At 60.6% G+C, this 21,146-nt stretch carries 21 protein-coding genes and 1 pseudogene; 15 read left to right on the forward strand and 7 right to left on the reverse strand.

The features are described 5' to 3' along the window. Positions 1 to 69: 69 nt before the first annotated feature. The gene (dprA, locus tag H3028_RS18165) at positions 70 to 1,161 is read left to right on the forward strand and encodes a DNA-processing protein DprA (RefSeq protein WP_181298630.1); all 1,092 of its coding nucleotides are present in this window, start codon (positions 70 to 72) and stop codon (positions 1,159 to 1,161) included. Between the two features lie 61 nt (positions 1,162 to 1,222). Beyond that, entirely contained in the window at positions 1,223 to 1,780 is a 558-nt protein-coding gene (locus tag H3028_RS18170) for an L-threonylcarbamoyladenylate synthase (protein ID WP_181298631.1), read from the forward strand. A 29-nt stretch (positions 1,781 to 1,809) separates the two neighbouring features. Here the strand turns inward: H3028_RS18170 and H3028_RS18175 are convergent, their stop codons facing one another. Continuing rightward, positions 1,810 to 2,787, reverse strand: coding sequence for a quinone oxidoreductase (locus H3028_RS18175; RefSeq protein WP_181298632.1), 978 nt, complete (start codon positions 2,785 to 2,787; stop codon positions 1,810 to 1,812). A gap of 153 nt (positions 2,788 to 2,940) precedes the next feature. On the opposite strand from H3028_RS18175, the gene hemF reads away from it, so the two are divergent. Beyond that, positions 2,941 to 3,858, forward strand: coding sequence for an oxygen-dependent coproporphyrinogen oxidase (gene hemF / locus H3028_RS18180; RefSeq protein ID WP_181298633.1), 918 nt, complete (start codon positions 2,941 to 2,943; stop codon positions 3,856 to 3,858). A 63-nt stretch (positions 3,859 to 3,921) separates the two neighbouring features. Then, a complete protein-coding gene (gene aroE, locus H3028_RS18185; protein WP_181298634.1) occupies positions 3,922 to 4,740 on the forward strand; it encodes a shikimate dehydrogenase in 819 nt (272 codons plus the stop codon). A 7-nt stretch (positions 4,741 to 4,747) separates the two neighbouring features. Here aroE and H3028_RS18190 read toward each other — a convergent pair whose 3' ends face one another. Together H3028_RS18190 and H3028_RS18195 are read right to left on the reverse strand one after the other, a co-directional pair. Then, a complete protein-coding gene (locus H3028_RS18190) occupies positions 4,748 to 5,359 on the reverse strand; it encodes an NAD(P)-dependent oxidoreductase (RefSeq protein ID WP_181298635.1) in 612 nt (203 codons plus the stop codon). A gap of 16 nt (positions 5,360 to 5,375) precedes the next feature. Beyond that, the gene (locus H3028_RS18195; RefSeq protein WP_181298636.1) at positions 5,376 to 5,687 is read right to left on the reverse strand and encodes a YqjD family protein; all 312 of its coding nucleotides are present in this window, start codon (positions 5,685 to 5,687) and stop codon (positions 5,376 to 5,378) included. 407 nt (positions 5,688 to 6,094) lie between these two features. Here H3028_RS18195 and pbpG point away from each other — a divergent pair, with 407 nt between their 5' ends. The 4 genes from pbpG to H3028_RS18215 all read left to right on the forward strand — a co-directional run bounded on the left by pbpG (position 6,095) and on the right by H3028_RS18215 (position 10,969). Next, the gene (pbpG, locus tag H3028_RS18200; protein WP_181298637.1) at positions 6,095 to 7,039 is read left to right on the forward strand and encodes a D-alanyl-D-alanine endopeptidase; all 945 of its coding nucleotides are present in this window, start codon (positions 6,095 to 6,097) and stop codon (positions 7,037 to 7,039) included. A gap of 241 nt (positions 7,040 to 7,280) precedes the next feature. Further along, entirely contained in the window at positions 7,281 to 9,350 is a 2,070-nt protein-coding gene (treS, locus tag H3028_RS18205) for a maltose alpha-D-glucosyltransferase (RefSeq protein WP_181298638.1), read from the forward strand. Positions 9,351 to 9,556: 206 nt separating this feature from the next. Next, on the forward strand, positions 9,557 to 9,751 hold the full coding sequence (locus H3028_RS18210; RefSeq protein ID WP_181298639.1) for a DUF2934 domain-containing protein: 195 nt from the start codon (positions 9,557 to 9,559) through the stop codon (positions 9,749 to 9,751). Between the two features lie 219 nt (positions 9,752 to 9,970). Next, a complete protein-coding gene (locus H3028_RS18215; RefSeq protein ID WP_181298640.1) occupies positions 9,971 to 10,969 on the forward strand; it encodes an NAD(P)H-quinone oxidoreductase in 999 nt (332 codons plus the stop codon). Positions 10,970 to 10,980: 11 nt separating this feature from the next. Here the strand turns inward: H3028_RS18215 and H3028_RS18220 are convergent, their stop codons facing one another. Further along, on the reverse strand, positions 10,981 to 11,157 hold the full coding sequence (locus H3028_RS18220; protein WP_181298641.1) for a hypothetical protein: 177 nt from the start codon (positions 11,155 to 11,157) through the stop codon (positions 10,981 to 10,983). Between the two features lie 115 nt (positions 11,158 to 11,272). Between H3028_RS18220 and H3028_RS18225 the strand changes: the two genes are divergently transcribed. From H3028_RS18225 to H3028_RS18240, 4 genes are all read left to right on the forward strand, one after another. Next, complete coding sequence (locus H3028_RS18225) at positions 11,273 to 13,327, forward strand: ATP-binding protein (protein ID WP_181298642.1); 2,055 nt, start codon at positions 11,273 to 11,275, stop codon at positions 13,325 to 13,327. Positions 13,328 to 13,746: 419 nt separating this feature from the next. Next, on the forward strand, positions 13,747 to 14,862 hold the full coding sequence (locus tag H3028_RS18230) for a DUF262 domain-containing protein (protein WP_181298643.1): 1,116 nt from the start codon (positions 13,747 to 13,749) through the stop codon (positions 14,860 to 14,862). Positions 14,863 to 14,864: 2 nt separating this feature from the next. Next, positions 14,865 to 15,563, forward strand: coding sequence for an MAE_28990/MAE_18760 family HEPN-like nuclease (locus H3028_RS18235; RefSeq protein ID WP_258237846.1), 699 nt, complete (start codon positions 14,865 to 14,867; stop codon positions 15,561 to 15,563). Next, positions 15,560 to 16,744 (forward strand): DNA cytosine methyltransferase, encoded by a 1,185-nt coding sequence (locus H3028_RS18240; RefSeq protein WP_181298645.1) that lies wholly within the window; start codon positions 15,560 to 15,562, stop codon positions 16,742 to 16,744. Before H3028_RS18235 ends, H3028_RS18240 begins: the two co-directional genes overlap by 4 nt. Before the next feature lie 147 nt (positions 16,745 to 16,891). On the opposite strand, the gene H3028_RS18245 is transcribed toward H3028_RS18240, so the two are convergent. The 3 genes and pseudogenes from H3028_RS18245 to H3028_RS18260 all read right to left on the reverse strand — a co-directional run bounded on the left by H3028_RS18245 (position 16,892) and on the right by H3028_RS18260 (position 18,794). Beyond that, positions 16,892 to 17,302 (reverse strand): hypothetical protein, encoded by a 411-nt coding sequence (locus tag H3028_RS18245; protein ID WP_181298646.1) that lies wholly within the window; start codon positions 17,300 to 17,302, stop codon positions 16,892 to 16,894. 1 nt (position 17,303) lies between these two features. Then, positions 17,304 to 18,260: pseudogene (locus tag H3028_RS18250) on the reverse strand (DUF6402 family protein). 9 nt (positions 18,261 to 18,269) lie between these two features. Next, positions 18,270 to 18,794 carry a PAAR domain-containing protein gene (locus H3028_RS18260; RefSeq protein WP_181298649.1) on the reverse strand — a complete coding sequence of 175 codons (525 nt, stop codon included), beginning with the start codon at positions 18,792 to 18,794 and terminating at the stop codon, positions 18,270 to 18,272. A gap of 470 nt (positions 18,795 to 19,264) precedes the next feature. On the opposite strand from H3028_RS18260, the gene pnuC reads away from it, so the two are divergent. From pnuC to H3028_RS18275, 3 genes are all read left to right on the forward strand, one after another. Next, positions 19,265 to 19,828, forward strand: coding sequence for a nicotinamide riboside transporter PnuC (gene pnuC, locus H3028_RS18265; protein WP_181298650.1), 564 nt, complete (start codon positions 19,265 to 19,267; stop codon positions 19,826 to 19,828). Further along, positions 19,825 to 20,349: an AAA family ATPase gene (locus H3028_RS18270; protein WP_181298716.1), complete on the forward strand. Its 525-nt coding sequence runs from the start codon at positions 19,825 to 19,827 to the stop codon at positions 20,347 to 20,349. Before pnuC ends, H3028_RS18270 begins: the two co-directional genes overlap by 4 nt. A 320-nt stretch (positions 20,350 to 20,669) precedes the next feature. Further along, complete coding sequence (locus H3028_RS18275; RefSeq protein WP_181298651.1) at positions 20,670 to 21,074, forward strand: hypothetical protein; 405 nt, start codon at positions 20,670 to 20,672, stop codon at positions 21,072 to 21,074. Positions 21,075 to 21,146 lie beyond the last annotated feature (72 nt).

Here is a 21,146-nt window from a genome sequence, read left to right on the forward strand (position 1 = left end):
AAATGCGGGGCTTTTTTCTGCTGATACCACCGCATGGATGCGGTGCGACGAGACAAGGAATGTTCACTCATGCCTGCGATTTCCCCTGCCGAACTGGAAGCCCGCCTGCGGCTGCATCTGCTGCCAGAGCTTGGTCCGCGGCGTCTGCACAAATTGCTCAGTGCCTTCCCGGATGCCGCCTCTGCGCTCAGCGCCCCGGCCGCCGCCTGGCGCGTACTGGGGCTGCCAGCCAGTTGCGCCGAACCCAGACGTAGCTCGGCAATACGCGAGCGTGCCGCCCTGGCGCTGACCTGGCTGGAACAACCAGGCCATCAGCTACTGATGTGGGACGATCCCGGCTACCCAGCCTTGCTGGCGGAACTGCCGGATGCCCCGCCGCTGTTGTTCGTCGAAGGTGACCCGAGCCTGCTGGAGCGGCCGCAGCTGGCCATGGTCGGTAGCCGTCGCGCCTCGCGTCCGGGCCTGGACAATGCCATGGCCTTTGCGCGGAGCCTCGCCGCGGGCGGTTTCGTGATCACAAGCGGTCTGGCCCTTGGCATAGACGGAGCGGCGCACCAGGGTGCGCTGGATGTCAACGGCAAGACCATCGCCGTGCTGGGTACTGGCCTGCAGCAGCTTTATCCACGGCGCCACCTCGGCCTCGCCGCGCGCATTGTCGAAGGCGGCGGCGCGCTGGTATCCGAGCTGCCGCTGGATTGCGCACCGCATGCGTCTAACTTCCCACGTCGCAACCGCATCATCAGCGGGCTTGCACTGGGTGTGCTGGTGGTCGAAGCGAGCCCCTCAAGCGGTTCGCTGATTACCGCCCGGCTTGCTGCAGAACAGGGCCGCGAGGTCTACGCCATACCCGGTTCGATTCATCATCCCGGCGCACGCGGCTGCCATCAGCTGATTCGGCAGGGGGCGGCGCTGGTGGAAGGCGTCGACGACATTCTCCAGGCATTGCAGGGCTGGCATCGATCCTCGCTAACCGTTCAGCTGCCACCAGAGCGGCCGACTCACCCCCTGCTCGTTCAGCTGCATGCCGCACCGATGACCAGTGAGACGCTCGCCGCTGCATTGACGCAGCCCCTGGCACAGGTACTGGCGGAGCTGACCGAGCTGGAAATCGAGGGCCTGGTCGCCTGCGAGAACGGCCTATGGGTTGCGCGAGCCGGCTGAGCGCAGCTGTGCAGCCTCATGCGCTTGGGTAAACTGCGCCGATTAGTCAGCGGAGGTGGTGATGGTCGGTAACTGGCGTGTGCAGCAGGCGGCCCGTGTGGTCAGGAACGGTGGGGTCATCGCCTATCCGACTGAAGCGGTCTGGGGGCTCGGCTGTGATCCGTGGGACAGCGATGCGGTGCATCGATTGCTGGCGCTAAAGGAGCGGCCGGTGGAAAAAGGCCTGATCCTGGTAGCCGATTGCGTGGAGCAATTCGAGTTTCTTCTGGAGGATCTGCCCGAGCCCTGGCTCGATCGTCTGGCGGGGACCTGGCCGGGTCCCAATACCTGGCTGGTGCCGCATCGCCAGCGGCTGCCTGAGTGGATCACCGGCAAGCACGACAGCGTGGCCCTGCGGGTCAGCGATCATCCCCTGGTCGCCCGGCTGTGCGCACTGACCGGCCCGCTGGTGTCCACTTCGGCGAACCCCGCCGGCAGGCCTTCGGCGCGTTCACGTTTGCGCGTCGAGCAGTATTTCCCGGGCCAGCTCGATGGAGTGCTTGGCGGCCGCCTGGGCGGGCGACGCAACCCCAGCACCATCCGGGATCTGTGTAGCGGCGAGGTCATTCGGCCGTCCTGATGGCAGACAGGACGGCTTTGACGTCTGCGTCAGGGCAGTAGAATGGTTGATCCGGTGGTCTGGCCCGCTGCTAGCGTTCGCTGTGCCTCGGCTGCTTCGGCGAGCGGGTAGCGCTGATCGATCTCGACCTTGACCTTGCCGCTGGCGATCATCTCGAACAGTTCGGCCGCCATGGTCTGCAGGTGCTCGGCGGTATCCGCGTAGCCGGCGAGCGTCGGTCGGGTGACGTACAGCGAGCCCTTCTGCGCCAGCACCCCGAGGTTCACTCCGGTGACTGCGCCTGAGGCATTGCCGAAGCTGACCAGCAGGCCGCGCGGCGCCACGCAATCCAGCGAAATCTCCCAGCTGCTCTTGCCCACCGAGTCGTAGACCACCGGGCATTTCTTGCCATCGGTGAGTTCCAGCACGCGTTGCACCACGTCTTCCCGTGTCCGGTCGATGGTCGCCCAGGCACCCAGCGCCTTGGCCCGCTCGGCTTTTTCCGCCGAACCGACCACGCCGATCAGCTTGGCCCCGATGGCGTTGGCCCATTGGCAGGCAATCGAACCGACGCCACCGGCTGCGGCGTGGAACAGCACGGTTTCGCCCGCCTGCAGCACATGGGTCTGGCGCAACAGGTATTGGGTGGTCAGTCCCTTGAGCATGACCGCAGCGGCCTGCTCGTAGCTGATTGAGTCCGGCAGTTTCACCAGGTGGCTCGCCGGCAGCGTGTGATGCTGGCCGTAGGCGCCCAGCGGACCGGTACCGTAGGCAACGCGATCGCCGACCTGGAATCCGCTGACACCGTCGCCGATCGCCTCCACTTCGCCCGCGCCTTCGGCACCCAGGCCGGATGGCAAGCTCGGCGGCACATAGAGCCCGCTGCGGAAATAGGTATCGATGAAATTCAAGCCGATCGCGTGGTTGCGTACCCGGACTTCACCGGCGCCGGGCGCCGTGACAGGTGCGTCTACCTGCTCGAGGACTTCGGGACCACCATGCTGGCTGAACTGGATGCGCTGTGACATATCGACTCCTGAGCGAATGCAAAGGAGCCTATCCAACGCTTCCCGCGCGCATCCGTCAATCGGCCGGGTGATATGCTTGCCGGCCCTTCCGCTAAAGCACTGCTGGGCGATCGCTGTCGCCGGGTCTGTGCCGTTACTTGCCAAGGTGATTTCGTGAACGAGCGTACCGAAGCCGTCAAAGCCTACCTGCTCGACCTGCAGGACCAAATTTGCGCCACCCTTGAAGCCGAAGACGGCGGCGCCCGTTTCGTCGAAGACGCCTGGATCCGTCCGGCAGGCGGCGGTGGCCGGACCCGGGTGATCGAGAACGGCGCGCTGATCGAAAAGGGCGGCGTGAACTTCTCCCACGTACACGGCAGCGGCCTGCCCCCTTCGGCCAGCGCGCACCGTCCGGAACTGGCCGGCCGCGGCTTCGAGGCCCTCGGCGTGTCGTTGGTGATCCATCCAGAGAATCCATACGTACCGACTTCCCACGCCAATGTGCGCTTCTTTATCGCCGAGAAGGAAGGCGAAGAGCCGGTCTGGTGGTTTGGCGGTGGATTCGACCTGACGCCCTACTACGGCAACGAGGAGGACTGCATACACTGGCACCGAGTCGCCCGTGATGCCTGCGCGCCCTTTGGCGCCGATGTCTATCCACGCTACAAGGAGTGGTGCGACCGCTACTTCCACATTAAGCACCGCAACGAACCACGGGGTGTCGGTGGCCTGTTCTTCGATGACCTCAACGAGTGGGATTTCGACACCAGCTTCGCCTTCATGCGCGCGGTCGGTGATGCCTACATCGAGGCCTATCTGCCCATCGTGCAAAGGCGCAAGGCCATGCCTTACGGCGAACGGGAACGGGAATTCCAGGAATTGCGTCGCGGGCGCTACGTGGAATACAACTTGGTCTATGACCGCGGCACCCTGTTCGGCCTGCAATCAGGTGGGCGCACCGAGTCCATCCTCATGTCACTGCCGCCGCTGGTGCGCTGGGGCTATGACAAGCACCCCGAGCCTGGAACGCCGGAAGCGCGGTTGACCGAGTTTTTCCTGCAGGACCGCGACTGGCTTAAATCGGAAGCCTGAAGCTGGAAGCCGGACGCGAAAAGCTGCAAGCTTCCGGCTTTTGGTTTTCAGCGCAGGAATCCTATGGACCGCTACGGCGTTTTCGGCAACCCCATTGCCCACAGCAAGTCGCCGCAGATTCATCGTCTGTTCGCCGAGCAGACCGGCCAGACGCTCAGCTACGAGCCGTTGCTGGCGCCGCTGGATGCTTTCCCCAGGTTTGCCCAGGCGTTCTTTGAAGAAGGACTCGGTGCCAACGTTACCGTGCCGTTCAAGGAGCAGGCATTCCGCCTGGCTGACCAGCTGACCGAGCGCGCGCGGCGGGCGGGGGCGGTCAATACCCTGAAGAACCTCGGGGACGGCACGCTGCTGGGCGACAACACCGATGGCATCGGTCTGGTGCGCGATCTGCTGGATAACGCCGGCGTGGCGCTGGAAGGCAAACGCGTACTGCTATTGGGCGCTGGCGGCGCGGTGCGCGGCGTGCTCGAGCCATTGCTGGCGCAGCGTCCGGCCGCATTGGTCATTGCCAACCGCACGCTGAGCAAGGCCGAGCAACTGGCCGGCGAATTCGCCGAACTGGGGTCGGCCAGCGCGAGCGCCTTCGATCAGCTGCACGGCCCGTTCGATGTGATCATCAACGGTACCTCCGCCAGTCTCGGCGGCGAGCTGCCACCCATTGCCGACAGCCTGATCTGCTCGGGCACGACCTTCTGCTACGACATGATGTATAGCGCAGAGCCGACGCCGTTCTGCCGATGGGCGGCCAGTCTCGACGCTCAGACCCGCGATGGCTTGGGCATGCTGGTCGAACAGGCGTCGGCCGCCTTCGAACTGTGGCGTGGGGTGCGTCCGGCCTCGGCGCCGGTCCTGGCGCAGCTGCGCCGCCAGTTGGCGGGCTGAGAAACGTTCAGAGACGGAAGTGCACCTGCTGATGCAGATGTTGCGGGACTTCCAGCTCGTCGATCATCCCCGCAGCGATGCGTCGAAGCTGCACGCGACGATCATTGTTATCCAGCCCGTCAAGGTCGCTGAAGTCTTCGATCGAGAGATCTTCGCCGTCGGTTCCGGCATCTACCAAGGTCCATTTCAATGGATGCGCGGCAATTCGCTGCAAGGCAGCGGCGACACCGGGCTCTTGGCCATGGACGCTGAAGTCCACTGCCAGCAGGAGCCGCTCGACCCCGACCTTCGGCAGCCCAGACAGCAAGGCGTCGACCGCCTGATAGAAGCCGCGCGGCTGTCCTGACGCGGCGGCACCGGGGGCCCTGGGCACCGACGGGCTGTCGTACAGGCAGATCACCGCATCCATACCGGCAACGCTCTGCGACACGCTGATGGCGTCGAACAGATCGCCGGTCTTGGCCCGCAGACCCGGTCGAACGGTCATCGAGTTGAGGTCATCAACCAGGACCACGACCTCGTGCTGTCGGGTCAGCAGCTCGCACAGCACGGCGTTGCCCAGGCTCGAATGCGCTCCGTAAAGGGCGAATTTGAGACGGGGTGTCTCGGCGTTGAGCATGTGCGGGACGAGATGCTCAGCGACGCGTGACCAGGTAGCCGATCAGCGCGACCGCGCCAGCGGCCAGCGCCACGGTGCTCAGCGGATGCTCGCGCACGCAGTCCTTGGCGAGACGGCTGGCATCGCGGCTTCGCTTGGACAAGTCACGGTAGTGCGTGTCCAAGTCGGCGTCGTTCCACAGCGATTCGGCGCGTGCACGCAGGGAGTCGAAGCGATGCCGCGATCCACGGGTCGCGTCGTGTTTGAGCTCGTCGAGGGCGGCCATCAGGTCGTGGATTTCCCTCTCGATTTCGTCGCGAGTGGTGGGTTTGCGGCTGAAGCGGGACATAGATTTCTCTCCTTGTGAACGTGCTGGTTTGACCTCGTCATCGACCGAAGGTGCGGCCTCACGACAACGCCCCCGATAGGCAGCGGACCCGCTTCGCCCGTACGGGTTCCCGTCCGTCGGGCTGATTGATTCGATGCGCCCCGCTGCCGATAGCAAAGGAAACGCCTGCGTCAGCCAGCACGGGCCGCTGCTGCAGCGAGGCAATCGATGTTCTTCTACACTCAGGGCGTTGCGGCGGCGCATCCAGCAAGCGAAACGGCGTATGCGGAACGGGTCGGAAGCGGCGCCCAACGCCTCGAAATATAACGGCTACCAGGCCTTATCTCTGGCTCGGGTTTACCTATAATGCCCGCCGCGTCCGTCGGCTTCGGCGCGTCTTTTTCACTGCCAATTCATCGGTGTTCATCTTGAAATTTCGTCACTCCCTCCTCGGTCTCCTATTCACCTGCGGTAGCGTCATTCTGTCCCCCTCAATTACCGCTGCCCCGCAAATCACTCAGCAGCAGGAGCTGGCCTCCGGCAGTGCACTGCTGATCGACCTGAAGAGCAACGAGGTGCTCTATTCCAGCAACCCGGACCTGGTGGTGCCCATCGCCTCGGTAACCAAGCTGATGACGGCGATAGTCGCGCTCGATGCCAAGCTGCCGCTCGATCAGCGACTGCCGGTGGTCATCCGCGATGCGCGCGAAATGAAGGGTGTGTTTTCCCGGGTGCGTATCGGTAGCGAAATCAGCCGGCGCGAGATGCTTCTGCTGACCTTGATGTCCTCCGAAAATCGCGCCGCCGCGAGCCTGGCGCACCACTATCCGGGCGGTTACAGCGCATTCATCCGGGCGATGAACGCAAAGGCCATGGCGCTGGGTATGAGTCATACGCGTTACGTCGAACCCACCGGCCTATCCGAGCAGAACGTTTCCAGCGCCTACGATCTGGTCAAGTTGCTCAAGGCCAGCCAGGCCTATCCACTGATCGAGCAGTTCAGCACCACGTCCGAAAAGACCGTCGCGTTCCACAAACCCAACTACACGCTGGGCTTTCGCAACACCAATGCACTCGTGCGCAAACCCGACTGGAACATCCAAGTGACCAAGACTGGTTTCACTAACGCTGCCGGCCATTGCCTGGTGATGCGCACCGTCATGGATGAACGCGAAGTGGCCTTCGTGGTGCTGGATGCGTTCGGCAAGTACACCCACATGGCCGACGCCAGCCGCCTGAAGAAATGGCTGGAAACCGGCAAGGTGACCCCAGTGGCGCCCGCCGCGCTGGCCTACAAGCAGCAGAAAATGGCCGAGCGCCAACTCGCCGGTCAGCCGCGTGATGCCGCCACCGCAGTAGCCAGCGGGCGCTGAAACGTTGCAGCAGAAGGCATTTGTAGAAGCAAGCTCGCTCGCCAACAGCGCTGCACGCTCCGGCCGTTCGCGAGCAAGCCCGCTCCTACAACGAACCAAGCAGCGATGCGATCAGCGCTGGTAGCCAGCGCACCGAGCGTTCCCCTTCAGCGCATCGATACGTTGCTCGATGCAACGATGCCGGTGCGTCCGACTCAAACGACTACATTTCCCCTCAGCGCACCGGGAACCCAACGTCGTTATGAGCACACCAGACAACGCCTATATCGAATGGCTTGAAAGCCAGTCCATGCTTCACGCGGCCCGCCAGCGGGCCCGGCTCTATGTAGGCCAGGCGCGGCTCTGGCAGCGTCCCTACGCGCAGGCGCGGCCGCGCGACGCCAGCGCGATCTCCTCAGTGTGGTTTACTGCCTACCCCGCCGCCATCATCACGCCCGAGGGCGGCTCGGTGCTGCAGGCGCTGGGTGATGATCGCCTTTGGAGTGCCTTGTCGGAGCTCGGCGTGCAGGGCATTCACAACGGCCCGATGAAGCGCTCTGGCGGCCTGCGTGGGCGCGAGTTCACGCCGACCATCGATGGCAATTTCGACCGCATCAGCTTCGATATCGACCCCAACCTCGGTACCGAGGCAGAGATGCTGCAGCTCAGCCGCATGGCCGCGGCGCACAATGCCATCGTGATCGACGACATCGTGCCGGCGCACACCGGCAAGGGGGCCGATTTCCGCCTCGCCGAAATGGCCTACGGCGACTATCCCGGCCTCTATCACATGGTCGAGATCAACGAGGAAGACTGGCCCTTGCTGCCTGACGTGCCCAAAGGACGCGACTCGATCAACCTGTCGCCAGTGGTGGTCGACCAACTCAAGGACAAGCACTACATCGTCGGTCAGCTGCAGCGGGTCATCTTCTTCGAGCCCGGCATCAAGGACACCGACTGGAGCGCCACCGGCGTGGTGACCGGCGTCGACGGCAAGCGTCGGCGCTGGGTCTATCTGCACTACTTCAAGGAAGGCCAGCCCTCGCTGAACTGGCTGGACCCGACCTTCTCTGCCCAGCAGCTGATCATCGGCGATGCCTTGCATGCCATCGATGTCTCCGGCGCGCGCGTGCTCCGTCTGGATGCCAACGGCTTCCTCGGTGTCGAGCGCCGAGCCGAGGGCACCGCCTGGTCCGAGGGGCACCCGCTGTCGGTGACCGGCAACCAACTGATCGCCAGCACGATCCGCAAGGCTGGCGGCTTCAGCTTTCAGGAGCTGAACCTGACCATCGATGACATCGCCTCGATGTCCCACGGTGGTGCCGACCTGTCCTACGACTTCATCACCCGCCCGGCCTATCAGCACGCGCTGCTCACCGGTGACACCGAGTTCCTGCGGCTGATGCTGCGCGAGGTCCACGCGTTCGGCATCGACCCGGCTTCGCTGATCCATGCCATGCAGAACCATGATGAGCTGACCTTGGAGTTGGTGCACTTCTGGACGCTGCACGCCTACGACCATTACCACTACCACGGCCAGACACTGCCGGGCGGCATACTCCGAGAGCACATCCGCGAAGAAATGTACGAGCGGCTGACTGGCGAGCACGCGCCCTACAACCTCAAGTTCGTCACCAACGGCGTGTCCTGCACCACGGTCAGCGTCATCACCGCCGCGCTCGGGATTCGCGACCTTGGCACCATTGGCCCGGCCGATGTCGAGCAGATCAAGCGGCTGCATTTGTTGCTGGTAATGTTCAACGCCATGCAGCCTGGCGTGTTCGCCCTCTCCGGCTGGGATCTGGTCGGCGCCCTGCCGCTGGAAGCTGAGCAGGTCGAGCACCTGATGGGCGATGGCGACACGCGTTGGCTGCACCGCGGCGCCTACGATCTGGCGGATCTGGCACCCGAAGCAAGCGCCTCCAGCGAAGGGCTGCCCAAAGCGCGCTCGCTCTATGGCAGCCTGGTCGAGCAGCTGAAGACGCCCGGCTCCTTCGCCTGTCAGCTCAAGCACATCCTCAGCGTCCGTCGCGCCTATGACATTGCGGCGAGCAAGCAGATCCTGATTCCCGACGTTCAGGCACCGGGGCTGCTGGTCATGGTGCATGAACTGCCGGCCGGGAAGGGAGTGCAGATCACCGCACTGAATTTCAGCGGCGAGCACATCAGCGAAACCATCTGCCTTCCGGGTGTCGCGCCTGGGCCGGTGGTGGACATCATCCACGAGCGGGTCGAGGGCGATCTGACCGACAACTGCGAGATGACCCTTGAGCTCGATCCATACGAGGGCATGGCCCTGCGCGTGGTGAGTGCGGCGTCACCGGTACTCTGAGCGGGCGCCCGTTACAACTGAGCACCCGGCGCCGAAACGCCGGAGATGACGCTTTGGTCGGTTATGGTCGAAACACCGGAACCATCCTGGCCCCGCTCCCCTCTGCTAAATACCAGGACGCGTAATTGCCGAGGCGAACCGAGGCCTCTAACCCGGCTCATACGGCGCGAAGACGGGCCTGGAACCGACCGCACGAGGAGACGCAAATGGACATCGAACAACGCATACGCGAAAGAGCCTACGAAATCTGGGACGCCAAAGGCCGCCCCGAAGGGCAGGACGCCGAGCACTGGTTGCAGGCACGCGAAGAGGTTGAGCACTTCTACAAAGAGGGCAACCCGCTGGCCGGCAGCGTTGAAAGCAGCGTAGCGATCCCAATGCCGAAATCGGAACGGGAATAACCGCCACGCGTCACCCTTGGCGAGCTCACCGGGGAGCTCCCTTCTGCCTCAAGCCGCCGATGAATCCGTCGTCGGCGGCTTAGGGCATCGTCAACGGCAGCAAGCGGACCTCTATCTCATCCGAGGGTTGGCGTTGCGGCTGCTGCGCACTACCTTGTGACGACGAACCGACCCTCAAGCAAAACACGCCGATCCGGCCTTGAAAGGAAAGCGAAAGTCATGAGTGAGCAAACCATGCGTCATATAGAGCATCGTCCGGGTGGCGACGCAGAATGCCTGCGACTGGCCGACGGCCCAGTTCCCGAGCCGGGCCCCCACGATGTGCTGGTTCGAGTGGCCTACGCCGGAATCAATCGTCCGGACGTGTTTCAGCGCTCCGGCAGCTACCCCCCGCCGCCGGATGCGTCGCCGCTGCTGGGCCTGGAGATCGCCGGCGAGATCGTCGCGCTCGGTGCCGAGGTGAATCGCTGGGCCATTGGCGATCAGGTCTGTGCGCTGACCCCGGGTGGTGGCTATGCCGAATACTGCGTGGCGCCGGCCGAACACTGTCTGCCGGTTCCCAAGGGTTTGTCGTTGCTGGAGGCGGCGGCGCTACCGGAAACCTACTTCACGGTTTGGACCAACGTGTTCGAACGCGGCGGGCTGCAGGCCGGCGAAACCCTGTTGGTGCATGGCGGCTCCAGCGGCATCGGCCTCACCGCGATCCAACTGGCCAAGCAGTTTGGTGCCACGGTATTCACCACTGTCGGCAACAGCGAAAAGATCGAGGCGTGCCAGCGCGCCGGCGCGGATCGGGTCATCAACTACCACGAGGAAGACTTCGTCGAAGCCGTGGCGCAAGCCACCGATGGCAACGGCGTTGACGTCATCCTCGACATGGTGGGTGGCGACTACATCCCCCGCAACGTCAAATCCCTCGCGCTGGGCGGGCGCCTGGTGCAGATCGCCTTCCTCAAAGGCAGCCGTGTTGAGTTGGACACCTCCCCGATCATGCGCAAACGCTTGACCTTCACCGGCTCGACCCTGCGCCCGCGCAGCCGCGAGGACAAGGCCGGCATCGCCACGGCATTGCACTCGAAGGTCTGGCCGCTGCTGGAACAAGGGCTGTGCCGCCCGGTGATCCATTCCACCTTCCCGCTGGCGGAGGCGGCGCAGGCGCACCGGCTGATGGAAAGCAGCCGGCATATTGGCAAGATCATGCTGGAGATCGCGCCGTAAGCATTCGCTGCTCAATCGATCTGGGGCTGCTGCCGTAGAGCCGAGGGTCGATTGACCGTTCCTTCCTGCGGCTGATCGATACTCGAGCCGCTGTGACCGAACCGGCGACGCAGCGCCTGCTCGATGCGCCAGCGCAGATGGGTTCCGATGACCGGCTCGCCCGCTCTGCGCTGCCTGTTCCGGCCCATTCCGATGCCTTCCCCGCTATCTTTCGGATGAGCGTGCGGGCCCGCCTGCGCACCTCTTTACGCGGCATCGGTCTTAGCAATTGAGCGCTTTCGCTTTTGATCAGCGGCCGCCCCGATGAAGCACGAACTGGATTTCAAGACCATCTTCGAGGCCTTGCCCGCAAACAATCTCGTCCTGTCGGCTGACCCCGACTTCATCATGCTCGCCGCCAGCGACGCGCGTCTGCGAGCCACCAACAAGCGCCGCGAAGAATGCATCGGTCGTTCGATCTTCGACGTGTTCGGGGAAGACCCGGATAAGCCCGAAGCCTGCGGCGCCGGTGTGCTGCGCGCCTCGCTGGAGCGCGTTCTGCGAACCGGCGTGCCCGATCGCATGGCGATTACCCGTTACGACGTCACCAGACCGGCGTCCGAAGGTGGCGGCTTCGAGGTGCGCTACTGGAGCCCGATCAACCTGCCGGTCTTCGACAAAAAGGGCACGATGTACTGCATCGTTCACAATACCGAGGACGTGTCCGACCGAGTCCTCAGTCCGGACGCATCCAACGCTCGGACGGAATACTGGGATGAGCGCTTCCGCGCAGCGCTGCTGGCGTCCGGGACGGGCACCTTCAACTGGTACCTGTGCGACGGCAGCCTTCACTTCGATAGTGCCCTGGAACAGATATTCAACCTCTCGCCGGGACAGAAACCCGACACCGATGAGCGGTTTCTCGAGCTGGTACACCCCAAGGATCGCCCTTCGGTGCGGCTGGCCTTCGACCGATGTGCCGAAGGCCGCGGTATTGCCGTCGAGTTCCGGCTGGCGCGCGCTGGCCCCGTGAAATGGCTGATGTGCAGGGCCAAAGTATTCCTGGATGCCGCGGGTAAACCCTTCAGCGTCGCCGGGGCCTGCGCCGATATCAGCGCGCGCAAGCGTGCCGAAGAGGCTCTGAAGGTCAGCGAGCACCGCCTGCGTTTGCTCAACGATAACCTCGAAGCCCGCGTGGCAGCTGAGGTGGCCGAGCGCAGCCGGACCGAAGAAGCCCTGCGCCAGGCGCAGAAAATGGAAGCGGTCGGCCAGCTCACCGGCGGCATCGCCCACGACTTCAATAACCTGCTGACGGGCATCATCGGCAGCCTCGACCTCATGCAGCGGCGCACCCGCCGGGGCGACGTGCAGGACGTCGAGCGCTACATCGACGCCGCCGTCACCTCCGCCCACCGTGCCGCTGCGCTGACACAACGGCTACTGGCGTTCTCACGCCAGCAAACGCTCGACCTCAAGCCCGTCGACGTCAACCAGTTGGTGGCCTCGCTGGAAGACCTACTGCGTCGCACCACGGGCGAAAACATCCGCGTCGAGACCAAACTCGGTGCGGGCCTGCCGCACGCCTGCATGGACGTCAATCAGCTCGAAAGTGCGCTGCTCAACCTCGTCATCAACGCACGCGATGCCATGCCCCACGGCGGGCGAATCACCTTGGCGACCGCCAACTTCCATATGGGCAAGGAGCCCGATGCGAAAAAGCGCGGCCTGACCGAAGGCGACTACGTCCTGCTGAGCGTCACCGACACCGGCACCGGCATGGCGCCGGAAGTGATCGAGCGGGCCTTCGAACCCTTCTTCACTACCAAACCCATCGGCCAGGGCACCGGCCTCGGGCTCTCGATGGTCTACGGCTACATCAAACAGGCCAAGGGCTACATCCATATCGAGTCCGAGCCAGGCGCCGGGACCAGCGTCTGCCTCTACCTGCCCATCTACAAGGGCGATTCGACACCCTTACCGGTCGAACCGGAGCGCGCGCTGCAAGGCGCGGGCGAAACCATTCTCGTGGTCGAGGACGAACCTGTGGTTCGCGCACTGGTGGTCGAAGTGCTCAACGACCTGGGCTACAAGACCCTGGAGGCCGGCGAGGCCAGCGAGGCCCTCAGCATCACCGAAAGCGCCCATCGTATCGACCTGCTGATTACCGACGTCGGCCTGCCGGGCATGAACGGCCGGCAACTGGCCGAGATCGTCCGCCAGCAACGGCCCGGTCTGAAAGTCATCTTCGCCACCGGCTACGCCGAAAGCTTCGCCGCCAACGACTTCCTCGGCCCGGAGATGACCGTGATCACCAAGCCGTTCGCCATCGATGCCTTTGCCAGCAAGGTTAAGGAAATGCTGGGAACGCCTGAGCGTTGAGCGGGCCGGTCTAAGCGTCCTACCTTGCTCGCCGCCCTGCCCGCGCTAGACCTAAGCGAAACCGTGTATCCAGAAGCCGCATAAAAAGCCTGGATTAAGCCCTTAGTTGCTTTACCGACGACACAGCCGTGGGTAACGTGGCGAAGCGGCGCTCCTTTTGCGCCCGGTATCACACTCCCCGCCCAGGCTTGGGCTCAGCGGCAGCACCACGGGCACTAGCCCGATCACCATGGAAGGTACAGATGGCCCGCTTCTTCCCCGTTCGGTCGCAATGCCAGTTCGATACGCCTGGCGAGCGCCGTTTTGCCGAGCGGCTGGAAAAGTGGCTAGACGAGCTGAATCCACGGTAAATTTGAATCACGTCTCGGCTTTTAGTAAGCCGCTAACATCGGAATGCGGTCGTAAATAGGATTACAAAAATGCCTACGAGAGATAAAAGCTCGTCCTCCAAGCAGAAGAGCCTGGATCTGGGGCTTAGCGAAAAACCTAAGAGAATTAACAGAAGTAAGCTAAGCGAGCAGCAAAAAGAAGCTGCCGAGATGCAGATTAAAGAAAAACAGAAAGAAGTTAAATACGATATACGTGACTTTACGATTGACTATATAGTAAAAGAGTTTCGAGATGGGTTTTTTTATATTCCGCCTTATCAGCGCGAGTTTGTTTGGAACCCTGAAAAGCAGAGCAGGTTTATCGAGTCAGTAATTCTTGGGCTTCCGATCCCGATGATGTTCGTAGCAGATATGGACGACGGGAGGCTTGAGATTGTCGATGGAGCACAACGAATCCAAACGCTTGAGCAGTTCATGAACGGAGATATTAAATTATCTAAGCTTGATCGTCTCCCTGCGATTAATAAGTTTCGGTTTCACGACTTGCCCATCTCACAGCAGCGGAAAATTGGAACAAAAGCGCTCCGAGTGGTTGTCCTCGAAGACACTACGACTGCCGATCTTCGACAAGAGATTTTCAACAGGGTAAACACAACTGGGGAGCGTGCTCGCGCTAGCGAAGTGCGACGTGGCGCGTATGTAGGTCCCTTTATGGATTTCGTAAGCGAAATGGCTAGCAACCATCTCTTCTCGAAGCTATGCCCCATAAGTGAAGTCGCAAAGTCGAGGAGGGAGGGCGAGGAATTGGTTCTACGCTTCTTCGCCTACTCTGATCATTACCAAGATTTCCAGCACGACGTTGATAAATTTTTAGATGCCTACGCTCGGCAACATCAACACGTGTTTGATAAGGAGCGCATGCGAGAGGAGTTTGAATCGATGTTGAAATTCACGCAGCGGTATCTTCAGCACGGCTTCACAAAGTCGGAATCTATAAACACGACGCCGCGCGTCCGGTTTGAAGCTCTTGCAGTGGGTATAAATTTAGCGCTTCGAATAGATCCTGATGTAACGCCAGTTAGTATGACTTGGCTTGATTCCCCTGAGTTTATAAAACATACAACTACGCATGCGAGCAATTCGGGGCCACGTTTACGTGGAAGGATAGAATTTGTCAGAGATAGCTTGCTAGGGCGCGCCGCGTGAGTATGCTCCTCAGCGACTTCAATGATCGCGTTAAAGAAATTGACCAATTCATCCGCTTTTTGGCCATGGTTGAAGAGGGCGGTGCTTCAGTTCATCGGGCGGAAAAGAAGACTCATCGAAATAAGCAAATTGATGATGGCTGCTTCAAAATCATGAAGGCTTCCGCATTTCTTTTGTTATATAACTTGATTGAGTCATCAATACGCTCCTCCTTTGATCTGGTATATGAGTCGATCAAGCACGATTCGCTTTCTCCTTCCCAGTTAAATATGCTTTTTAGAGATTTGTGGGTTCGGCAGCGCTTTCTAATTTTAGATGGGCATTCCGCTTCACCTCGTAATTATCAAGAAATTACAATAAAAATAATTAACGACATTTTTGAAGATAGCAGTGTTATATTAGATGCGGCACGTCTGCCTGTGTCGGGTAATCTTGATGCTGAAGAAATACGAAAGATATGCAGGAAGCACGGAATATCCAGTGCTACTCATTACTCGGCTAATGGTGGTGAAAAGTTAGGGCTTGTGAAAAAGCAGAGGAATGCGCTAGCTCATGGAAACGCGTCTTTCGTTGAGGTTGGCAGGCAGTTTACGGTTGGGGATATTGATGCGATAAAGCAACAAACAGTAGTTTTCGTTAGAAGCATTTTGCGAAATATTTTGAAGTTCAGTGAACGCAAGAGTTATCTGGTTGAAACATGACCACGCAGATCAAATTATTCAGCACAGAGCGTTTTGTGATAAAGCCAGTTGCGGTTGCAGGCCCTCGTTGGGTTAAGGCGAAAAAATGGCCTGCCGTTAAGCGAGGTTCAGCACCTCTACGTGTAGTTGACTTGTTCTCGGGATTCGGTGGCTTAACATTGGGCGCTTGGGAAGGTGCTCGCTTAAGTGGAAGAAAGCTGGAAATCCTGCTTTCCGCTGACATTGCAAGCCGCCCCTTAGCTGTTTATCGGAAAAATTTCAAAGTTTCTCCGAAGGTGGCGATTGAAACGCCGGTTGAGTGTTTGTTTGACGGCAGAATAGGGGATCAAATAACTGAAATAGAACAGAGAACTATGAGTCATGCGATAGCGACTGACTTAATCCTTGCTGGCCCCCCTTGCCAGGGTCATTCCGATCTCAACAATAGTACGCGTAGAAAAGACCCGCGAAATGCGCTGTATCTACGGGCTATTCGAGCTATTGAAGTACTTGAGCCGGCGGCTGCGATCATTGAAAACGTGCCGACAGTGATCAGGGATGAGGGCGAGGTAGTTAACATTGCAACAGATAGGCTGATGAAGCTTGGCTATCACGTTTGTAGTGCCGTGGTTAATCTGAGCCGGCTAGGCGTTCCGCAGAAAAGGAGGCGTCATGTACTCGTGGCAACTAGGAAAAAGGCTTTCGATTTCGACCGGTGCTTGGCTGATAACGAGACCGTCGATTTTTCAGTAGGTGACTATTTGTCCGGTATCGAAGATGAATCGTCGAATGGAAGCACAGCATTCTATAAATCCTCCCAGATGACAGCTGAAAATGTCGCTCGCGTGAATTATCTTTTTGATCATGATATCTATGATTTGCCAAACGAATTAAGACCTCGCTGTCATAAAGATAAAAAACATAGTTATATGTCAATGTATGGAAGAATGAAGTGGGGAGAGCCGGCCCAGACCATTACTGGTGGATTTGGGTCTATGGGTCAGGGACGGTTTGTACATCCCACTCGACGTCGTCTCATCACAGCGCACGAAGCGGCAAGGTTGCAAGGTATACCCGATTTTTTCGATTTCTCTTCAGTCTCGAAAGTAACTGCGCTTAGAGAGATGATTGGGAATGCGGTCCCTCCTCAATTATCCGCAGCAATAACGAAAGCTCTTATAGAGCAAAATTTCTTCGATTAACGATTGAAAGGGCAGATTTATTTCTGTCCCTGTTCCGTCATAAATAACCCGGCGCGTCTGAACGGTCTGGCACCGCGTCGGAATCATGCCCGCCCGATTTGAAATCCAGCCATGTTGCGCTCAGCTTCAACGGCCCTCTCTTGTGGCTCACCCGTTCGGCACGACCTCGTAGGGCGTATTGCTGAAGAAGATGTTGCGCCAGTCCGGGCGCCATTGAGGGATGCTCAGGGTAAAGCCATGGGTGCGCTTGTCGAAGGCAATCCAGGTCACGCCCAGGCTTTGGCTGTCCTCGCTCGTCCGCATGTCCACTGAGCGGCTGGTAAAGAGCGGGCTGCGAAATACCTTCGACTGATCCGCACGGTCGACGATGCGCAGATACGACAGGCCACCGCCAGGGGCCAGCAAGCCCTGTACCGGCACGCTTTCGATCAAATGACCACCGTGCGGGCTGACTTGCGAAACCGACGGCGGCGCGCTCAGCGCATCGGCCAGGCTCCAGCCAAAGAGCAGGGCGAGCGCGGCGAGAAGGCTGCATACAACGAGAATGGCTTTGTTCATGTCAGTGTTTCGGCAGGGTGATGGCGGGCGTGCCAGGTGGCAAGGGTTCGCGTAGTAGATCGGAAAATACGCGGAAGTCTCCGCCTCGTTTGTATCTGGCCCGGTAGTCGGCGAAATGGCTGTTCAGCACAAGCATGTAGCGTTTGCTCTGTTCGTCTATGTAGCGCCTTTGGTTCTGCGCACTCATGCCGAACAACGACTGCTGCATGATGCCGCGGGAGACCGCATCGACGCCGGCATTATGCGCCGTGGCCGCCAGCAGGCTGGGAGCGATACCATCGAAGTTCCAGAAGCCCAGCGGCTGGCTGAACACCGAGCCATCGTCGTTGAAGTCGTAGTTGTCCTCGGCATAGAACAGCAAGGTTCTCGGGCGAAACAGAATGCGATCTGCATGCACCTCTACGTCACCCTCGGCCACCACCCGCAGGTTGAAGTCCGCCAGCGCTCCGCGCAGGTCGTTGAGACCTTCGCTGCCCCACTTGGAGAAGGTGATCGCGCGTGAGTTGAAGTAGCCGAAGCGCTCCACCGCACTCGCCAGGTTCGGGAAAACCAGGCGATAGCAGCCGAGCCCCTTGTCGCCATAGGCCTTGAGCAGATGTTTACGAATCTCACCCATGGCGGCGGCGTTGTTCCAGCTTCGACGCAGTTCGGCGAGAACCGGCTGGACCTTATCGAAACTAGCCACCCAACTCATCTTGACGATGCTTTCCTCGATGTACTGCGCCGGGGGTCACTCGGCGTGTTCCTTGACCCGCTGCGACATGCCGCCATTTCCCGTTGGCCAGGGTTGTCCCTGAAACCAGTGGCGCATCAGCGCGGCGGAAACCGGCCAATTGATGGCATCCATGGCTGCCGGAATGTCGGTGATCTTGAATAGCCTGGCCTGAACTGGGGTGCCTTGCGTATTACTCGCAGGGCTCAGGTTCGATTGTGCGACGACTGGCTCCGTGCTCGACATGCTGCGCCCTCAGCCAATGTAGATTTCGGTTTGTGGCGCGAACTCGACGGACACGGTCTCGGCCGTATAGGCCGCGGCACGTTTGGTCTTACCGTGCTTGTCAGTGAGCCCTTCGATGACCTTGCCGGAGGCCGTCTTCAGCTTGTAAGGGCGGTTGGCCAAAGGCAGGCCGGTGTCGGTATCGCTGAGCACGAAATGCTCGTCCAACTGGTTAGGCATCGGCATCGGCATCGGCGCTGGCGCGGTGAAGGGCGCCGTGCTCACTGACGAGCCGACCAGAATGTTGCCGGAGCCAGTCACGATACTGCCTCCGTGCGTGGTGGGGCTGCCGAGGAAGGCAACCGGCTTGCCGTTGACCAAGATTGTGGCTTCGCCTGCTGATATCGCGCCGCCACAGTTACTGGTGTCACCGACTCGGGCGGCAGGTAGGTTGTTGAACAAGACGTCCGGCGAACCAACCGCTATGGGGTTGGAACCGTGGCCGGGGATGGGGCAGGAGTGGGTGTCGGATAAGCGGGCAGCGGGCTTGGCCATACGAGTTCCTTTCGTAATCTATGAGTGAAGGGTCAAAACCCTAACAAGTCTGGCGGAGCTCATCGACTCCGCCATCCCAAGGAGTCCGACTTGTTAACGTTTTCGCCAGCTGATGGCGCTTTGCGTCTTCTATCGCGAACCAACGGAAAAAGGGGACAGATTAATTTATCCGTCTTCTCCGCTTGCTGGTCGCGCTCAATCAGATCCAAACGTTATTTATAGCGAGGTAGCCTGGGAGTGGCGCGTGGAAAAGGCTCCGCCGTTGTCCACCCTACGCAATACCGAAGCATCGGCGGAGCAGGCTGGTTTGGTGGCGTAGGGTGGACAACGCTTTACTTGTCCACGCGGTACTTTCAATGGTGATACCGCGCATCTGCCCTACGGTTACTCCTAGTTATCCCTGCGTGTTTCAAACAGCACATTACAGCTGCCGTATCATGCCCACCCGTTTCTCCCTCTGACCCATCCCCATGACCATTCTTGAACTCATCGCCTCAGCCCTCGGTGTGCTCGCCGTTTGGCTTACCGTGCGACAGAACCCGCTGTGCTGGCCCATCGGCTTGGTGATGGTGTCGCTCTATGCCTGGTTCTTTTTTGAGGCGCGGTTGTATTCGCAGGTGTTGCTCAACGGTGTGTTTGCCGCCATGCAGCTGTATGGCTGGTGGCAGTGGACGCGGGGCGGCGGTGGGGATGGCGGGCGGCCGGTGGTGGGCGCAACGGCGATGGAGGTAAACGCGGGTCTGGCTGTGGCGGCGCTGGGCAGCGTTGGGCTGGGTTTGCTGATGGCGACAGCTACCGAAGCGGCGTATCCCTGGCCGGACGCGGCGCTCACAGCGTTCAGCTTGCTGGCGCAGTTGTGGATGGCGCTCAAGCGCTGGCAGTGCTGGCTGTTGTGGATCGTGGTGGACGTGCTCTATGTGGGGTTCTTTCTGGTCCAGAGCTATTGGCTCACCGCCGGGCTGTACGGGTTGTTCTCCGTGCTGGCGGTGATGGGGCTGCGTGAATGGCGGCAGGTGAGGCTCGCGGCGCAATGAGGGTGCTGGTGCTCACAGGGGCTGAGTCGACGGGCAAGAGCTGGCTCACGGCGCGGTTGCAGCAGCGTTTCGGCGGGGTGGTGGTGGGCGAGTATGTTCGTCATTTCATCGAGCAGGAACAGCGCGACACCTGCCTGGGCGACATTCCGTCTATCGCGCGCGGGCAGCTTATGTGGGAAGACGCCGCACGCGGGCTGACGCCGGAGCTGTTGATCCTCGATACCCATTTGCTGAGCAATATGGTCTGGAGCCAGACGCTGTTCGGCAGCTGCCCGGCGTGGCTGGAGGATGAGCTGCTCGCGCGGCGGTATGACCAGCATTTGCTGCTGTCACCGGAAGGCGCCGAGTGGCATGCAGATGGTCAGCGTTGCCAACCGGATGTCGGCGGGCGCTGGTACTTTCATGAGGCTTGCCGAACCTGGCTTGAGCGTCATCAGCAGCCGTTCGTGGAGATTGCCGGGGATTGGGCCAGCCGGGAGCAGCAGGCCGTTGCCTATGTTCGCGTCTTGCTTGGGCGATGAGCTGAAGAACATAGGTGTGGGCCCGACGACGCTCCGTTTAGCCCGCCAGATGTAGGTAGCCCTGTCATGGTGGGCTGAAGCCCACCCTACAACCGAGCAAGGGTGCGTCCAGGTTCACTTATTCCATGCGCGGGTTGGCTGGCTTCGCTCCGCTATCTGAGGGGCTTCCGAATGGGACTTATCGCACCGATCACGTTCTCATGTGGGTGGCGTTAAGGTCTTTCCAGCAGCCTTGGATGGCTTGCAAAAGGGCTCCCGCGCCGCATCGCCGGATTCGGTGGGCCAGCAAGGCCCGGCCATTCGATAAAAAGAGGAAGCGCATGGACAGTCGAGGGTTTGTTTGGGCGCATTTCAAGCTCAATGCCGAGCAGCGCCTGCGGGGGTTCAACTTCTTCGTGGTGCTGGCGATCTTTGCCGATGGCGGTGTGTTGGCCGCGTTGGAGCGGGGCTTCTCGCCAGGCCTGCTGGTGTTACTGGGTGCCTTCACGGTGCTGCTGGCGATGGTGTTCTGGCTGGTCGATGCGCGCAGCCGCCAACTGCTGCAACTGACCATCACGGCGCTCAAGGAGATAGAGGCTGATTTTCCCGCCAGCTACCGGCTGTTCGCCAACGATGCGCTGGGGCAGAACCCGGTCATCAGCTATACGTTCGCGATCCGCGCGCTGCTGTTAGCGCAGATGGGGTTTGGCCTGGGTGTGATTGCCTATGGGCTCTACCACTGGTGATGTGCATCTTCAGTTGGGTGGGCTTTAGCCCACCACTGTATGCGTGGGCAGGCCCACCCTACGAAATTGCAG

It is taken from the genome of Pseudomonas sp. Q2-TVG4-2, from assembly GCF_013620795.1.
GTDB lineage: Bacteria > Pseudomonadota > Gammaproteobacteria > Pseudomonadales > Pseudomonadaceae > Stutzerimonas.

Bases quoted from the DNA above. Each gene is read 5' to 3' on its own strand.
- H3028_RS18220 (WP_181298641.1), bottom strand. From the start codon at position 11,157: ATGGGCCGGAACAGGCAGCGCAGAGCGGGCGAGCCGGTCATCGGAACC.
- H3028_RS18235 (WP_258237846.1), top strand. From the start codon at position 14,865: ATGCTCCTCAGCGACTTCAATGATCGCGTTAAAGAAATTGACCAATTC.
- H3028_RS18260 (WP_181298649.1), bottom strand. From the start codon at position 18,794: ATGGCCAAGCCCGCTGCCCGCTTATCCGACACCCACTCCTGCCCCATC.
- H3028_RS18170 (WP_181298631.1), top strand. From the start codon at position 1,223: ATGGTCGGTAACTGGCGTGTGCAGCAGGCGGCCCGTGTGGTCAGGAAC.
- H3028_RS18230 (WP_181298643.1), top strand. From the start codon at position 13,747: ATGCCTACGAGAGATAAAAGCTCGTCCTCCAAGCAGAAGAGCCTGGAT.
- H3028_RS18195 (WP_181298636.1), bottom strand. From the start codon at position 5,687: ATGTCCCGCTTCAGCCGCAAACCCACCACTCGCGACGAAATCGAGAGG.
- aroE (WP_181298634.1), top strand. From the start codon at position 3,922: ATGGACCGCTACGGCGTTTTCGGCAACCCCATTGCCCACAGCAAGTCG.
- H3028_RS18275 (WP_181298651.1), top strand. From the start codon at position 20,670: ATGGACAGTCGAGGGTTTGTTTGGGCGCATTTCAAGCTCAATGCCGAG.
- H3028_RS18215 (WP_181298640.1), top strand. From the start codon at position 9,971: ATGAGTGAGCAAACCATGCGTCATATAGAGCATCGTCCGGGTGGCGAC.
- H3028_RS18225 (WP_181298642.1), top strand. From the start codon at position 11,273: ATGAAGCACGAACTGGATTTCAAGACCATCTTCGAGGCCTTGCCCGCA.
- dprA (WP_181298630.1), top strand. From the start codon at position 70: ATGCCTGCGATTTCCCCTGCCGAACTGGAAGCCCGCCTGCGGCTGCAT.
- pnuC (WP_181298650.1), top strand. From the start codon at position 19,265: ATGACCATTCTTGAACTCATCGCCTCAGCCCTCGGTGTGCTCGCCGTT.
- H3028_RS18240 (WP_181298645.1), top strand. From the start codon at position 15,560: ATGACCACGCAGATCAAATTATTCAGCACAGAGCGTTTTGTGATAAAG.
- H3028_RS18190 (WP_181298635.1), bottom strand. From the start codon at position 5,359: ATGCTCAACGCCGAGACACCCCGTCTCAAATTCGCCCTTTACGGAGCG.
- H3028_RS18245 (WP_181298646.1), bottom strand. From the start codon at position 17,302: ATGAACAAAGCCATTCTCGTTGTATGCAGCCTTCTCGCCGCGCTCGCC.
- H3028_RS18175 (WP_181298632.1), bottom strand. From the start codon at position 2,787: ATGTCACAGCGCATCCAGTTCAGCCAGCATGGTGGTCCCGAAGTCCTC.
- H3028_RS18210 (WP_181298639.1), top strand. From the start codon at position 9,557: ATGGACATCGAACAACGCATACGCGAAAGAGCCTACGAAATCTGGGAC.
- H3028_RS18270 (WP_181298716.1), top strand. From the start codon at position 19,825: ATGAGGGTGCTGGTGCTCACAGGGGCTGAGTCGACGGGCAAGAGCTGG.
- treS (WP_181298638.1), top strand. From the start codon at position 7,281: ATGAGCACACCAGACAACGCCTATATCGAATGGCTTGAAAGCCAGTCC.